The 14,591-nt window shown below is 68.2% G+C and carries 10 protein-coding genes; 4 read left to right on the top strand and 6 right to left on the bottom strand.

The window, feature by feature from the left end; all coding sequences use genetic code 11:
* Positions 1–257: 257 nt before the first annotated feature.
* On the bottom strand, positions 258–1,304 hold the full coding sequence (locus tag DAT35_RS04410) for a hypothetical protein (protein ID WP_108065579.1): 1,047 nt from the start codon (positions 1,302–1,304) through the stop codon (positions 258–260).
* A 60-nt stretch (positions 1,305–1,364) separates the two neighbouring features.
* On the opposite strand from DAT35_RS04410, the gene DAT35_RS04405 reads away from it, so the two are divergent.
* Entirely contained in the window at positions 1,365–1,919 is a 555-nt protein-coding gene (locus DAT35_RS04405) for a PhzF family phenazine biosynthesis isomerase (RefSeq protein WP_108065578.1), read from the top strand.
* On the opposite strand, the gene DAT35_RS04400 is transcribed toward DAT35_RS04405, so the two are convergent.
* Genes DAT35_RS04400 through DAT35_RS04390 form a run of 3 tightly spaced genes read right to left on the bottom strand, consistent with a single transcriptional unit; the run spans position 1,894 to position 3,345 of the window.
* Entirely contained in the window at positions 1,894–2,343 is a 450-nt protein-coding gene (locus DAT35_RS04400; protein ID WP_108065577.1) for a glycoside hydrolase domain-containing protein, read from the bottom strand. The genes DAT35_RS04405 and DAT35_RS04400 overlap by 26 nt on opposite strands.
* Positions 2,343–2,930 carry a YdeI family protein gene (locus DAT35_RS04395; RefSeq protein ID WP_108065576.1) on the bottom strand — a complete coding sequence of 196 codons (588 nt, stop codon included), beginning with the start codon at positions 2,928–2,930 and terminating at the stop codon, positions 2,343–2,345. The genes DAT35_RS04400 and DAT35_RS04395 overlap by 1 nt, the downstream gene beginning before the upstream one ends.
* Complete coding sequence (locus DAT35_RS04390) at positions 2,917–3,345, bottom strand: VOC family protein (RefSeq protein ID WP_108065575.1); 429 nt, start codon at positions 3,343–3,345, stop codon at positions 2,917–2,919. Before DAT35_RS04390 ends, DAT35_RS04395 begins: the two co-directional genes overlap by 14 nt.
* A gap of 79 nt (positions 3,346–3,424) precedes the next feature.
* On the opposite strand from DAT35_RS04390, the gene DAT35_RS04385 reads away from it, so the two are divergent.
* A complete protein-coding gene (locus DAT35_RS04385) occupies positions 3,425–4,141 on the top strand; it encodes a YafY family protein (RefSeq protein WP_233261288.1) in 717 nt (238 codons plus the stop codon).
* 25 nt (positions 4,142–4,166) lie between these two features.
* On the opposite strand, the gene DAT35_RS04380 is transcribed toward DAT35_RS04385, so the two are convergent.
* Positions 4,167–6,029: a PEP/pyruvate-binding domain-containing protein gene (locus DAT35_RS04380; protein ID WP_233261287.1), complete on the bottom strand. Its 1,863-nt coding sequence runs from the start codon at positions 6,027–6,029 to the stop codon at positions 4,167–4,169.
* 349 nt (positions 6,030–6,378) lie between these two features.
* Positions 6,379–7,659, bottom strand: a complete 1,281-nt coding sequence (locus DAT35_RS04375; protein ID WP_233261286.1) for an amidohydrolase family protein — start codon at positions 7,657–7,659, stop codon at positions 6,379–6,381.
* 297 nt (positions 7,660–7,956) lie between these two features.
* Between DAT35_RS04375 and DAT35_RS04370 the strand changes: the two genes are divergently transcribed.
* Complete coding sequence (locus DAT35_RS04370; RefSeq protein ID WP_158501545.1) at positions 7,957–11,019, top strand: HEAT repeat domain-containing protein; 3,063 nt, start codon at positions 7,957–7,959, stop codon at positions 11,017–11,019.
* On the top strand, positions 11,001–14,582 hold the full coding sequence (locus DAT35_RS62055; protein WP_108065571.1) for a HEAT repeat domain-containing protein: 3,582 nt from the start codon (positions 11,001–11,003) through the stop codon (positions 14,580–14,582). The genes DAT35_RS04370 and DAT35_RS62055 overlap by 19 nt, the downstream gene beginning before the upstream one ends.
* The last annotated feature ends 9 nt before the right edge of the window (positions 14,583–14,591 follow it).

Raw genomic sequence — 14,591 nt, 5'->3', positions numbered from 1 at the left:
AGGCGCTGTGGAAGCGCCAGCACGCGGTCCTGTTCGCCGGTTTCTCGCGCGGCACCCACCAGTACTACGCCACGGGCCACAACATCCATCGCGAGAATCCGAAGGCGGTAGCCGACGCGATCCGGTTCGTCGCAGCGTCGCAACCCGCAAAGTAAGCAGCGAATCCATAGGGCGCTTAAAGCGCCTAACAAAAGTAAGGGCTGAGCCCTCTCTCTAGAGAGGGCGCGCCCCTCAAACAGGGCTTTTGTTAGGCGCTTTTACTCCGCGCTGACCGTGCCCGAAAGCGGGTAGACGCGGTAAATGCGGTTGTTGGCGTTGGAGCGGACCCGGATCTCGTCACCGGCCACGCCATCAAGATTGACGTAGTCGACGAGCGTCCACGAACTGCCGAAGGTGCCGGCGCCGTTGATGGTCTGCAGGTAGCCGGCGCGTGGACGCAGGATCAGCAGATTGCCGTTGCCGCCCTGGGCCATCGCGATTTCGTTGCCGGCGACGCCGTCGAAGTCGCGCACGCCGTCGCGCAGCGTCGCATACTGGCTGCCGATCCAATAGCTGTTGATCGTCCCCGATTGCAGCGACACGATCCGCACTTCGCTCGGCAGCGCGATCAGCAGTTCGGCGCCGGTCACGCCGTTCATGTCGCTGGCGCAGTTCGCGATTTCGGTGCAGACCTTCCAGTTGGTGCCGCCGATGTAGAAGCTACGCAGTCCGGCACTCCGGCCGTAGATCATCAGGTTGCTGCCCGCCTCCAACGGGATTTCCTTGCCTGCGTTGCTGTCCATGTCCGAGACCGCGCCGGTGGCCACCCGGAAAGCCGTGCCTACGTAATGATCAGTGATGGTTCCGGTCCGCGCGTACACGATGCGGAGCTGGGTCGGAGTGGTGACGGCGATCTCGTTGCCAGCGATGCCGTCCACGTCGGCGAATGCGCCGATCTCCCACGTGGCGCCGATGTTGAAGTAGGACGTGGTTCGCGAGTAATGCTTGATGATTGTGAGCTGGTTGCCCTGCTTCAGCACGACTTCCGCACCTGGCGATCCGTCCACATCGATGACGGAGGCCAGCGTCCAGTAGGTGTTGCTCAGCGGGTAGCGGGTCGCGGTCGTGCCGCTGACCACGTTGATCTCGCTGTAGGCGTTGCAGACGGCTTCGTTGGTGCCGTTGCCGTCGAGGTCCGCGACCTGCAGCAGCTCGCCGTAATAGGCGGTCGAAGTGGAGCACGATTGGGCGAAGGCCTTGGAAGGCATGGCCGCGGCAGCGGCCATGAGCAATGTGAAGCCTATCTTTCCGATCAGACGGTGCATGGGAAACTCCTTGTAGGTGAGGTGCGACGGGACGGACTATATAATCCGAGGAATCCACTTATGCCCACGACCGACTACGTCACTGTCGATGTCTTGCGCCTCGGGAACGAAGTGGAGGTCGATCTTGTCGCCCGCTGCGCCTCGCTCGATCCCGCTGTTATCCGGACTGCCACGCACCTCCCGGTCTTTGCCTCGGTGGGCCTGCCCTTCGCGCTAGCCGAAGTCGAGGGTCTTGACGCGCTCGCCGCCGCCCGTCCGAACCTCGCGGTCTTCCACGAGGCCGCCGCGCGCCACCACCAGGAGATGGATTTCTCCCTCTTTCTTTATGTGCGCGAACGCCAGAACCCTTGGCGGCTCCGCGCCCGGATGTTCGCGCCGCTCGACAACGTCATGGAGGATCCCGCGACCGGCAGCGCCTCTGGCGCGCTGGCAGCCTATCTGGCGAGCCTCGCAAGCGAGGCGGACAGCCAGGTCCATGTGACGATCGAACAGGGCGTAGAGATGCGCCGCAGGAGCATCATCGAGGTCGATGTCGTGAAGGTCGGCGGCGCCGTCCGCGACGTCCGCATCACCGGCCGCTGCGTGCCCGTCATGCGGGGCAGCATCGACTGCTGAAGTTTGCAATAAAGTCATCCGCTCGGGGTAGTTCAGTTTCGCGGCGCGGATGTAGCGCTTGTCGGAGCCATTGCCCGGCACGTTGATGCTTATTTTCTTGCCGTTCTCTAGGTGCACAGTGGCCGGGCAGCACCTTGCCGTTGTACGGGCTCCAGTGTACCGGCTGGCCGGCGGCATCCACTTCATCCATTTTGTTCGGGAACTGCACCATGCGGTACAGGCTGGAATAGACGGTGCGCACCTGGTCGATACTGCCGCCCTCCACTTCCACCTTCGACAGTACGTGGTTCCAGGCTGCTTTGGCGCGGGCGCGCGTGGTGTCGAAGTCGTCGTTCGCCAGCTCGCGCTGCAGGTTCAATTCGGCCTGCTCGGGGCTGATGAAGGAGGAGGCTACCCCCGGGACAGGGGCCTTCCCCGGATGCATCAAGACCTCCCTGACTCGAGCGAGGCGACGAGGCGGCGCAGTTGGCTCGCGCGCCCCTTCCCGGTGCGCGCCGTCACGACCTTGAGGACGAGTGCATACCGCCGCGTCCTGCCGAGCCCCTCGAAGGCCAGCGCGGCCCGTGGGCTCGCCGACAGCGCGGACGCGACATCGCTCGGGACCGTGGCGTTTCGCTGCGACTCGTAGGCGGAGGCCCAGCGCCCATCGGCCTTGGCAGCCTCGACCTCGGCGAGACCGGCGGGCCGCATCCTGCCCGCGGCGAGCAACGCCTCGACCTTCCTCACGTTCACACGAGACCAGCGACTGCGCGGCCGGCGCGGGACGTACTTCTGGAGATAGAAGCGCTCGTCGAGTGACCTCCGCTGACCGGATATCCATCCGAAGCACAGCCCCACGTCGACCGCCTCGTCGTCCGTCAGCGAGGGAACGTCCGAGCCCTTCCTGGCGAGCTTCAGCCAGACCCCGGCGCGGGCATCGACGTGCGCCTGGAGCCACGCCTCGAACTCCGCCGCGTCGCGGAACAACCTCACCGGGGCTTCGTCGACGCCGCGCCGCTCAGCGCGAGCCATGGCGGGCCCCCAGGACGTCGAGGTAGTGACGATTGAACATGATGCCCAGCACGTTGCCGAAGGGGTCGATGACCGACGCCGTGACGAAGCCGGGGCCACGCTCGGTGACGCCCTCGAGGGGCTCGGCCCCCAGCGCGAGCAGCCGCGCGAGCGCTCCAGCCACGTCGTCGACGTGCCAGTAAAGGATGGCTCCACCTCGGTTCGTGGCGAGCCCCGGAGGCGCGAACCGCCGGTCGATGATGCCCAACTCCTGCTGGGAGTCGCCGAGACGGAACTCGACGTAGCCGGGACCACGCCCGGCGGCCTCGCTGCTGAAGTAGGGCTCGACACCCAGCAACTCCGCGTACCAACGGGTCGCGGCCCGCAGGTCGTCCGCCCAGAGGTTGATGGTGCTCATTCCGCGCAAAAGGGTCATGGGTCTCTCGTGCTCTGGCCGCGTTCGTTCGCGACCCGGTGAATCTGTACCCAAAAGGTGACAGAATGAGTCACGTTTGATGCGCGAACCCGTCACCGACCGCCTGGACCGCGTCCTCGGCCTCCTCGCCTCCCGGCCTTCCTGGACGGCTCCCGAGCTGGCGGCCGAGTTGGGCGTCTGCGTGCGGACCGTCCGCAGAGACCTGTCCCGGCTCGCGGCGCGTGGCGTCTCCATCGAGTCGGACGCGGGTCGCGGCGGCGGCGTGCGCGTGCCGGCGCGAACGGGGCTGGGGCGCGTTCAACTCGACGCACGGGAAACGCTCGACCTCCTGCTCGCGCTGGCACTCGCGGAGCGGCTGGGCTCCCCCCTCCTGCTCTCGACGGTCAAAGGCTTGCGGCAAAAGCTCTCCGCCACGTTTCCGCCGGAGGAGCGCGCACGGGTGAGCGGGCTGCGCCGGAGGATTCTCGTCGGTCCCACCTCGAGGAACATCGCCGGGTCGTGGAAGGCGCCCAGTGCCGCCGTGCTCCGTCCCATCCAGGAGTCGTTCTTCGAGCAGCGCGCGCTCGAGCTGACGTACCGCGCGAACGAGGTGCGCACGGTGCGCGTCGTGGAGCCGCACTACCTCCTGCTCAGCTGGCCCGCCTGGTACCTGCTCGTCTGGGACCACCTGCGCGGGGCGGTGCGCGTGCTCCGCGTCGACCGCATCGAGTCGGCGCGCCTCACCGGGTCGACGTTCCGCGTGCGGAGCTCGGAGTCAATGCTCGCCACGCTCGGTGACGTCTTCGCCACGCTCTGAGCCGTGGCCTGAGACGGTGCTGGGTTCAGACCCCGCCGTCGATGAACGGGCGAGCTTGGACGATCCAGACCTTCTCGCCTTCCAGCACCCACTCGATGTCGAGGGGACCACCGTCGGGGAAGACCTTCAGCAGTTTCGCCGCCGCCAGTGAGAGGTCCCTCGCGCGCACCTCCGAGAGCACGGGCGCTGCGCTGGCGATGGAGAGCTCCTTGATGCCGCCCTGCTCATCGAACACGAGCATCGTCGCGTCGGCCGAGCGCGAGAGCACCCGGGCGCCCGGGTAGCGGATGTCATAGAGGACCTGCTCGGGGACGGTGGTTCCGGACACCACGCTGAGCCCCAGCCCGTGCTTGGCGTTGATGGTGAAGGTGTGATCGTCGCTCGGGTCGTAGAGGTTCTTCGTCACCAGCACTCCGGCCGCGGTCGCGTTGACGCCCACCTGCACCAGCACCGCTGAAAACACGGAGCGCGGCTCGATGCCGAAGCGCTTGCGCTCCTCCACCGCGTGGAAGTTCCACAGTGAGGCCCAGACCTGCTTGATGGCCTCGCCCAGCGCCTCGCGCCCCACCACGTTCGGCACCGTGTCGTACAGGCCGGCGCCGTTGAACCCCTTCAAGTCCTCGGCGTTCGTGGACGAGCGCACGAAGACGCCCTTGCCGCCCAGTTGCTCGCGCACCTGGGCCTCCGCCTGCGTGAGCAGCACCTCATCGATAGGGGCTGCGAGGATACGAGCACGGAAGGACGCCAGGTGCTCCTTGCGCCACGCGGCGTCCTGCTGGAAGCGCGGCTCGGCCAGCATCACCTCCAACTCGGTGTCGAGGCCATGGCGCTTCAGGTGCTCGACGTAGAAGACGAACGGGATGCCGAACCCGTCGGGGACCTGGACGCCCTTGGGGCGGGCTTGGAGGATCTCCCCAAGATTCGACGCCTTCGTGCCGAAGATACGGGCATCCAGGGCGCTCATCCTCTTCAGCGGGCGGAGCTCACGGACCTCCAGCTCGGCGTCAGGGATGATCACCGTCCGCGCGGACTCGCGGGCCTGCCTCCAGGCAGCGATTTCGCGCACGGTGGCCGGGCGCAGCACGTGGGACTGGCCCCGGACCTCCAGCCGGACGAGCTGACCGTCCAGTGCGGCATAGCGCGTGGCGGCGTCCTTGAGCGTGGCGTTGGGGATGCCCCAGGCCCGGGCACGCAGGTTCACGTGGGACAGCGGTGTGGAGAACTGCGTCGAGAGCACACCGGCCACGGGTGGCAGGTCCGGGTAGGACTCCTGCAGGACGACGATGTCCTCGGGCTCGAAGAGGAGCGACGCGTAGGCGGTGCCCGGCGGGACAATGCGCAGGCGGCCCATGGCCTTGCCCAGGTTGAAGGGCCGGTAGTCGGCCTGCTTGTAGAGCGCATCGCTGGTGACGGTGGGGATGTCGGTCAGCTCGGCGAGCAGTGCCTCCTGCATCGTCGACTCGGGGCGATAGGCGAGGTCCTTGACGAAGAACGTCTGGAGCAATCGCTCGCGGGTGCGGCGCACGTCGGCCGCGCGGATCCGATCACTCTCCCAGAAGCTGAAGGTCCACCGCTTCGCGCTCTGGTGATACGTGATGTAGCCGAGGATGTAGTTCGGCTTCTCCTCCCGATAGTTCAGGAAGTACGCCGCCCGCTCCTCCGGGGTCATCGGGTGCTGGAGGATGAACTTGGAGACGAAGTCGTAGTGCAGCCGGTAGAGATTGACGTCGAAGTAGTAGATGCGGTCCGATTTCAGATCGATGAGGAACTTGCCGACCTTGTCGGTCTCGATCGGGTGGGCGTAGGCGGAGAAGGTGGCCGCATCGCGAATCTCGGGAACGCACGGAGGACGCTGCTGCAAGGCGCCGCTCGCCGGCATCTGGGCCATGGCCCCAGCTCCAATGGCCAGGATTCCCAGGATGATGACCGCTTGGATGGAACGTCGCGTGTACATGGATGGTTGTTGAGCAGGATGCATGCCGAATGCTTCTGCTCCACGGGAGTGACCAGGGCGTGGGCCTGCAACCACATCCAGCGGCCCGATGACGACAGTTCGCAACGGTCGGCGTGTCATCCCGTGTCTCCTGGGAGACGGGGCGACTCCTTACTCGCATGAGTGTGAGTCACTTGAGTCAGCTTCTCGCGACAACTACGTTGACACTCACCGGGCCGGGCCCGTGGAGTTGGAGGTGGCGCCCCTGCCGTGCCGGGCTACCGCTCGCTATCACCAGCGCCGCTCAGCGTGTCGATTCATCCACTCGCTCTTTCTGACTCCGGGCGTCCAGGACCACCTGTCCGTCTTTCATCACGAACCGCACTTGCTTCAGCGCCCCGATGTCCTTCAGCGGGTCGCCCTCCACCGCGAGCAGGTCCGCGAGCTTGTTCGGCTCGAGCGAGCCAATCTGGTCCTGCATGCGGAGTAGCTCCGCCGCGTTCACTGTCGCCGCGCGCAGGACGTCCACGGGCTTGAGGCCGGCCTCGGCATAGGCGCTGAACGACTTCACGCTGGCCTGTCCTCGCGTCAGCCCTGGCATCACGACGTACATGTCCGAGCCCGCGGCAAGCCGAACGCCCGCCGTCACCGCGCGACGGAGGTGATCATGGGCCTTGGCGATGAGCTTCCTGCAGCGCTCCACGTTGCCCGTCTTGGCGTCAAACGAGTCGCACGCGTCCATCGGGCCCTCGGTAGGCACCATGAAGATGCGCTTGCGGGCCATGGGCGCCAGCACGTCATCGGGGAGGGAGTACGCGTGCTCGACGGAGTCGACGCCCGCCTGGACCGCGATGCGAATGCTCTCGTCGGTAGTGGTGTGCGCCGCCACCGGGCGCTTCTTGCGGTGGGCCTCCTCGACGATGACCTTCAGCTCCTCCAGCGAGAGGAGGTTGTGCCCGTTGTCGACGATGACCTTGATGCAGTCCGCGCCGTCGGAGATGGCCTGCCGTACGGCGCGCCGGGCCGCTTCCACGCCGGAGATGGTGACGTACTCCTGCTCGATGAGGGCCTGAGCTGGCGGTTGGAGCGTGGGGAACTGCCCGCCATGTGGAGCGAGCGCGCGGGTGCAGGCGGAGATGCGCGGGCCCTGCACCCAGCCACGCTGGATGGCGTCGCGCAGCGCCACGTCCCCGTTGAGCCCGGAGTTGCCCAGGTCGCGCACCGTGGTGACGCCAGCCTCGAGCATTTCGCGGCCCAGCTTCGCTCCCAGGAGCGCGCGCTCGGCGGTACTTCTCTGGGCGACGGTGGCGATCAAGCTGTCGCCGCCGCTCTCCGTGTCGACCTCCAGCAGCAGGTGCGAGTGCGCGTCGATCAGCCCAGGCAGCAGGGTGACGTCGCCCAGGTCGATGACCCGTGCCCCCGAGGGGATGGAGAGGCCGGTGCCCACGGCCTGGATGCGCGAGCCTTCGATGAGCATGACCGCATCCGCCAGGACCCTGTCACTCTTCCCATCGAAGAGCCGCGCGGCGCGCAGGGCGATGCGCGTGGGCTCCGGGGAGGCGGGAGCCTGGGCCCATGACGGCATGGGAAGGCTCCACAGCAGGACGGTGCCAATGACAGTCGTGAAGAGTCGCCGGGAAGGGGAGGGCAAGGAGTGGCTCCTGGGCACGAGGTGCTGAGCCACCGCACGGTTGCCGTCCTGTCTCAGGAAGGCAAGCGCCAGAGGAGGCTGCTCCCCCAAGCGTGCCTGGAGTGTGCTCGTTCGCCGGGCGTGGAGACGTACCCGCCGTGAATCACATCGGGCGCGCGCTGACTCCAACTCGAAGGCCCCATGCGTGTGTCCAGGGGGGGAGGGGGCGGCAACCACTCGACGGGAGTCCCCATGCACAGAAGAAACGTGGGAGTGCTGGTGCTCTTGATCTCCCTGTTGTTCTTTGGGCGGGCGCAGGTAGAGAAGGATCGCATCTCCCTCGAATCGGAACTCGACAGCGACATGTGGGCGGAGCTGACCCGGGAGGACGATTCCTATGCCTGGGGACTCTTCGCGGCCCTGGAGGACGCCGACGACGAGGTGGTGGCCCAGGCCCTGCTGTCGCTGACCGAGGTCGTGGACGTCGTGCCACGGGTGCGCGAGCGGCTCAAGCCCTTCGCCCGGGGGCCCCGCGTGCAGCGGGCCCTGCGCGCCGGAGAGGGACCTCTCTGGCAGGCCTCCCTCATCACCCTGGGCACCCTGGGAATGGCCTCCCCGGACATGACTCCGCACCTCCTCGGAATGCTCCAGGGGCAGGACATGCGGCTCAAGAAGGCCACGGCGGCGGCGCGGCTGGAGGGTCCGGGCGTCCTCGGAATGCTCCAGGTGGAGGACACGCGGCTCAAGGAGGCCGCAGCGGTGGCGCTGCTGGAGGATCCGGACCCGGAGGTCAGGCAGCGCGCGGCGCGGTTCCTGGGGAGCATGGGCGTGGCCGCCCGGACGAAGGCCGGCCGCCTCCGCGCGTTGCTGGATGACCCCCATGAGGCCGTCCGCACCACGGCGAAGGAGGCCTTGGAGTCGGTGGAAGGGGAGGGCCGGTGGAAGCCGGACTGGTGGCAGGAGCCGATCTGGTGGGGCCTGGAGGCATTCGGGTGGGGCCTGGAGATGCCCTTCAAGTGGATACGGGCCATCAGGCAGGGGCCCGGTTTGCTGGACCCGGACCCGCAGGTCCGGGAGAGGACGCTCTTCGAGCTCGCCAGCGCGGGCAAGGCGGCCTGGATGTACGCTCCCCAGATCACCGAGCTGCTGGAGGACTCGGATCCCGGCGTCCGTAACATGGCGGTGATTGCACTGATGCAGGTGGGCTCCCGGAAGGAGCGCTCCCGTATCGCCGAGTTGGTGGATGACCCGGACAGGATGGTTCGCTACCAGGCGATGGATGCGCTGAGCCAGTGGGGCGCCCGGGAGTACGCCTCCCGCCTCATCCTCCGCCTGAACGAGGACGGGATGTCCTTGGCGAAGGCGTCCAACGAGTCGAAGCCCTGGCGGGCCCTCGTCGACATGACCCCGCTGGCGTTGGAGGACGTGGCGCAGCTGCTCGCGCTGGAGGCGGAGGATCCCGAAGGGCACAGCACGTGGCTGGCGCGGGCGCATGGCCTGGGCGGAGACAATCCCCAGGTGGAGCGGGTGCTGCGGTGGTTGGGGTGGCGGCCGGACTCGCAGCTCCCCCGGGAGCTCCCCATCCGGGAGGCGCGAGAGACGCTGCGGGACTTCGCCGCGCTCTGGCCGCACACCGGGAAGTACCCCGCGCTTCGAGAAGACCTCGCGCAGCAGATCTCCCGGGTGGTCCTGCTCGGCCGTGGCGGGTGGGCACAGGAGGATATCCCCCTGCTCCGGGTCCATCAGGAGAACCTGGGGAGCAGCAGCAAGCCGTCCCGGGCGGAGAGCGTGGCGGTGGTCATCGACTCCATTCCCCCGCGCGAGTCCTCCCTCCTGCAGTGGGCGGCCTGGGGCTGGGCGGCGCACGCGGGCTTCTGGCTCCTGTTCCTCTTCGTCTACCCGCGCTCGGCGAAGGTGCAGGCGGTGTTCTTCTGGAATCCGTGGGTGCGCAGGCTCCTGGGCCTCGGGTACGTGGGCCTGTTGCTGACATGGGTGCCCTTCCTGCGGCGCCGGTTGCTGAAGCCCTTCCGCCCCATGCTGCTGGCAGAGGCCGGTCTGGAGCACTTCTCCCCCCAGGGCTACTTCGGCCGCACCGAGGTGCGTGACGTCTCCACGGGGAATCGGGAGCCGCTGCTGGAAGCCATTCCACGCCTGAGAGGCCAGGTGGTGTTGGAGGGAGCCTCGGGCATGGGCAAGTCGATGTTCATCCAGTACCTGCTGTGCCACTCGAAGGCGCTGGCGGTGTACCTGCCGGCCAAGGACTGCAAGCAGGGGGTCCTCGAGGCCATCCAGGCCAAGCTGGAGGGCCTCGCGAGGGACACCGGCTTCCTGCAGAGCCTCATCTACAGCGGGGCGCTGGACATCTACATCGACGGGCTCAACGAGGTGGCGGCGGACACGAGGGCGCGGGTGGTGCGGTTCGTGGAGCCGAAGTTCCACGGAAACATCCTGCTGGCGACGCAGGGGATGGATTGGACGCCGCCAGTCGCGGCACGGCGGTACGAGTTGCAGCCGCTCACAGAGGGGCAGGTGACGGAATTCCTGCGCGGCCGCGAGCCGCTGCTGGGGAAGGAGGCAAAGCGGAGAGGGGCGGCATACCGGGAGGCGTGTGACCATTTCCTGGCGCAGGCGCTGTGGCCCGGGCGGACGGAGGAGGTGCGGCGGGGAATGCTGGAGGTGCTCTCCAACCCGATGGACCTCACGGTGGTGGCGCAGATGCTGGCGGCGGGGCACACGCCGGACCTCTTCCACCTGCAGGAGCAGCAGTACGAGCTGATGGCACGGGAGTACCGGGCGGTGAGCCTGGGGGAGTTCCCCCTGGAGAAGTTCTCGGAGGAGGCCTACCAGATGAGGCTGGAGGACCGGGGCGCCATTCCGGAGGAGCGGTTCCGCAAGGAATTGCTGATTCTGGAGGACTTCAAGATGGTGGTGCGCCGGGAGTGGTGGGGTGCCGAGGGGCTGGAGGGGCGCGAGTGGCACTTCCGCCACGACAAGTTGCAGGACTTCTTCATCGTCCAGACGTTCCTGGGAGAGTCCAACCCCCGCGTCGCGGAGCACCTGGATGCGCCCCGCTTCCGGGGGGTGTACCTCCAACTGGCGAGGCTACTGGCGCCGCGGCAGGCCCAGGCGTTGCGGGACCAACTGGTGGAGCATGCGGCCGAGACGCATGACCATTCGGTGAGCGACGACGTCATCACCCTGCTCGAGGCGAGGTGGCAGACGGAGCAGCCGCGAGCCCAGCCCCCAGACAGCGGCCGGGGAGACGGAGCTGAGCCCGGCTCCCGGTGGGAGGGCCCATGTCCGGACGGGGCGTGAGGGTGCTGGTGCTCGTGGCCGCGGTGGCGCTCGGTGGACTGGCGCGGGCGTCCCCGGCTCCCTTGCGGAGCACGGACGCGCTGGCCGCTCGCGAGAACGAGGCCTATGCCCGGGGGCTGCTCGCGGCGCTGGAGGACGCCGACGACGAGGTGGTGGCCCATGCCCTGCTGTCGCTGGCTGGAGCGGTGGACGTCGTGCCAGGGGTGCGCGAGCGGCTCCAGGCCTTCGTCCGGGAGCCCCGCGTGCAGCAGGCCCTGAGCGCTGGAAAGGAACGTCTCTGGCAGGCCTCCCTCGTCACCCTGGGCACCCTGGGAACGGCCACCCCGGACATGGCTCCGCACCTGATGGACCTGCTGGAGGAGTCGGATCCGGACCGCACGGGGATTGCGTTGACGAACCTGCAGGGCAGGCGCGAGGCGCTCCGTGAGCGGGAGCTTGCGCGGGATGCGGCGATGGTGGCCCTGGGGAACATGGGCGAGGCGGCTCGGGAGCAGCTCCCCCGGCTCGTCGACCTGGCGCTGAAGGGGGATTGGGCGGGTGAGGCCGCGCTGAGCGTCCTGGAACACATGGGCGAGGCGGCCCGGGCGCAGTGCCCCCGCCTGGGGCAGTTGTTGAAGGAGAAGGATCCGAAAGTCCGCGAGCGTGCGGCGGAGATCCTGGGAACGTTGGGCGCGGCTGCCCGGGAGCAGGCGCCCCTCCTCATCGAGGTGTTGCTGACGGACCCGAACGAGAAGGTGCGTGAGAAGGCGGCGTGGGCCCTGGGAGCGCAGGGCGAGGCCGCGAAGGAGCACGTGCCCCGCCTGGCCGCCCTGCTGAAGGACCCGCACTGGCATGTCCGTGAAAGGGCGGCGCGGGCCCTGGGAGAGTTGGGCGAGGTCGCGAAGGAGCACGTCCCCCGGCTCGCCAGCAGGTTGAAGGATCCGGACGCGCGTGTTCGTGCGCAGGCGGCGCGGGCCCTGGGAGAGATGGGCGAGGCCGCGAAGGAGTACGTGCCCCGCCTGGCCGGGCTGCTGAAGGACCCGGACCTGCGCGTCCGGAAGGCGGCGATGATCAGCCTGGGGCTCCTGGGGGAGGCCGACAGGAAGGATGTCTCCCGCCTCATCGGACAGATGCTGGGGTCCCCGGTTCCGGTGGTCCGACTGCTGGCGGTGGATGCCCTCGGGCAGATGGGCAGGGCCGCCGAGAGCTACGTTCCTCGTCTCGCCGACATGCTGTTGAGGGAGCAGGACCTGGTCATCAGCATGACGCTGGAGCAGGCCCTGGGGAACATCGATGCGGCCAACCCGGAGCAACTCCCCCGGATCGTGCGCCTGCTGGAGGCGCACGATCCCATCACCCGCGCGGCGGCGGCGCTCAGCCTGGGTTCCATGGGAGAGGCGGCCCGGGAGCAGGCCCCGCGCCTCGCCGGCTTGCTGAAGGACTCGGACCCGGAGGTCCGCAAGGCGGCGGCGAAGGCGCTGGGGCAGGTGGGAGCCCGCGAGTGGGCCCCGCAGCTCGCCGGGATGCTGGAGGACCCGGATCTGAAGGTCCGCCTGGAGGTGCTCAAGGCGCTGGGCCAGTTGGGCGCCCGGGAGCAGGCCTCCCGCGCCATCCTCACCATCGAGGATGCGAACAGGAGTTCCAAGAGCTGGGAGGAGTTTCAGCTCGGTGCGGAGTGGCAGGCCCTCGCCGGCATGACCCCGCTGGCGTTGGAGGACGTGGCGCTGCTGCTCGCGCTGAAGGTGGATGAGCCCGAAGAGCACGGCAAGTGGCTGGCGCGGGCACATGGCCTGGGCGGAGGCGAGCCCCAGGTGGAGCGGGTGCTGCGGTGGTTGGGGTGGCGGCCGGACTCGCAGCTCCCCCGGGAGCTCCCCATCCAGGAGGCGCGAGAGACGCTGCGGGACTTCGCCGCGCTCTGGCCTCACACCGGGAAGTACCCCGCGCTTCGAGAAGACCTGGCACAGCGGATCTCCCAGGTGGTCCTGCTCGGCCGTAGCGGGTGGACGCAGGAGGATGTCCCCCTGCTCCGGGTCCATCAGGAGAACCTGGGGAGCGAACATGCGCTCCAGGCGGCGAATGTGCTCGCGGTCATCGACTCCCTCGGTATCGCCCGGGAACCCGCCCGGAAGCGTAAGTCCGTCGTCCCGGAGCTGGTGGCCTGGAGCGTCGCGGGGCACGTGGGCTTCTGGCTCTTGCTCCTCTTCTTCTACCCGCGCTCGGCGAAGGTGCAGGCGGTGTTCTTCTGGAATCCATGGGTGCGCAAGCTCCTGGGCTTCGGCTACGTGGGCCTGCTGCTCACGTGGGTGCCCTTCCTGCGGCGTCGGCTGCTGGCGCCCTTCCGCTCCCTGCTGCTGGCGGAGGCGGGCCTGAAGCATTTCTCCCCCCAGGGCTACTTCGGCCGCACCGAGGTGCGTGACGTCTCCACGGGGAAGCGGGACCCGCTGCTGGAAGCCATCCCACGCCTGAAGGGGCAGGTGGTGTTGGAGGGGGCCTCGGGGCTGGGCAAGTCGATATTCATCCAGTACCTGCTGTGCCGCTCGAAGGCGCTGGCGGTGTACCTGCCGGCCAAGGACTGCAAGCAGGGGGTCCTCGAGGCCATCCAGGCCAAGCTGGAGGGACTGGCGAGGGACACCGGCTTCCTGCAGAGCCTCATCTACAGCGGAGCGCTGGACATCTACATCGACGGGCTCAACGAGGTGGCGGCGGACACGAGGGCGCGGGTGGTGCAGTTCGTGGAGCCGAAGTTCCACGGAAACATCCTGCTGGCGACGCAGAGGATGGAGTGGACGCCGCCAGCCACGGCACGGCGGTACGAGTTGCAGCCACTCACGGAGCAGCAGGTGGCGGAGTTCCTGCGCGGCCGCGAGCCGCAGCCGGGGGAGGAGGCGAAGAGGAGAGGGGAGGCGTACCGGGAGACGTGCGAGCGGTTCCTGGAGCAGGCGCTGGGGCCGCCCGGGCAGACGAAGGAGGAGCGGCGGGCCATGCTGGAGGTGCTCTCCAACCCGATGGACCTCACGGTGGTGGCGCAGATGCTGGCGGCGGGACACACGCCGGATCTCTTCCGGCTGCTGCAGCAGCAGTACGAGCTGATGGCAGGGGCCTACCGGGGGGAATTCCGGGAGGCGTTCCCGCTGGAGAAGCTCTCGGAGGAGGCCTACCAGATGAGGCTGGAGGACCGGCGCGCCATTCCGGAGGAGGAGTTCCGCAAGGAATTGCCGATGATGGAGAAGGAGGACTTCAAGATGGTGGTGCGCCAGGAGTGGCAGGGCGCCGGGGGAAGCGGATGGCGCGAGTGGCACTTCCGCCACGAGAAGCTGCAGGACTTCTTCATCGTCCAGACGTTCCTGGGAGAGACCAACCCCCGCGTCGCGGAGCACCTGGATGATCCCCGCTTCCGGGGGGTGTACGCACAGCTCGCGAAGGTGCTGGAGCCGTGGCGGGCTCAGGAGCTGCGGGAGCATCTGGTGGCGCACGCGGCCAGGACCCACGACCATACGGTGAGCGACGAGTTCGTCACCCTGCTCAAGGAGAGGCGGCTCCGGGAAGAGCCGCCTTCACACGGGGACCACCCGGGAGGTCCGTAACCCCCCGAG

It is taken from the genome of Vitiosangium sp. GDMCC 1.1324 (genome assembly GCF_003044305.1).
Classification (GTDB): domain Bacteria; phylum Myxococcota; class Myxococcia; order Myxococcales; family Myxococcaceae; genus Archangium.
Note: the sequence above shows the minus strand (reverse complement) of the source record. Positions and strands in the feature narration are given on the sequence as shown.

Excerpts from the sequence above, each read along its gene's own strand:
- DAT35_RS04380 (WP_233261287.1), bottom strand. The coding sequence starts at position 6,029 with ATGGCCCAGATGCCGGCGAGCGGCGCCTTGCAGCAGCGTCCTCCGTGC.
- DAT35_RS62055 (WP_108065571.1), top strand. The coding sequence starts at position 11,001 with ATGTCCGGACGGGGCGTGAGGGTGCTGGTGCTCGTGGCCGCGGTGGCG.
- DAT35_RS04400 (WP_108065577.1), bottom strand. The coding sequence starts at position 2,343 with ATGCATCCGGGGAAGGCCCCTGTCCCGGGGGTAGCCTCCTCCTTCATC.
- DAT35_RS04390 (WP_108065575.1), bottom strand. The coding sequence starts at position 3,345 with ATGACCCTTTTGCGCGGAATGAGCACCATCAACCTCTGGGCGGACGAC.
- DAT35_RS04385 (WP_233261288.1), top strand. The coding sequence starts at position 3,425 with ATGCGCGAACCCGTCACCGACCGCCTGGACCGCGTCCTCGGCCTCCTC.
- DAT35_RS04375 (WP_233261286.1), bottom strand. The coding sequence starts at position 7,659 with ATGCCGTCATGGGCCCAGGCTCCCGCCTCCCCGGAGCCCACGCGCATC.
- DAT35_RS04410 (WP_108065579.1), bottom strand. The coding sequence starts at position 1,304 with ATGCACCGTCTGATCGGAAAGATAGGCTTCACATTGCTCATGGCCGCT.
- DAT35_RS04405 (WP_108065578.1), top strand. The coding sequence starts at position 1,365 with ATGCCCACGACCGACTACGTCACTGTCGATGTCTTGCGCCTCGGGAAC.
- DAT35_RS04370 (WP_158501545.1), top strand. The coding sequence starts at position 7,957 with ATGCACAGAAGAAACGTGGGAGTGCTGGTGCTCTTGATCTCCCTGTTG.
- DAT35_RS04395 (WP_108065576.1), bottom strand. The coding sequence starts at position 2,930 with ATGGCTCGCGCTGAGCGGCGCGGCGTCGACGAAGCCCCGGTGAGGTTG.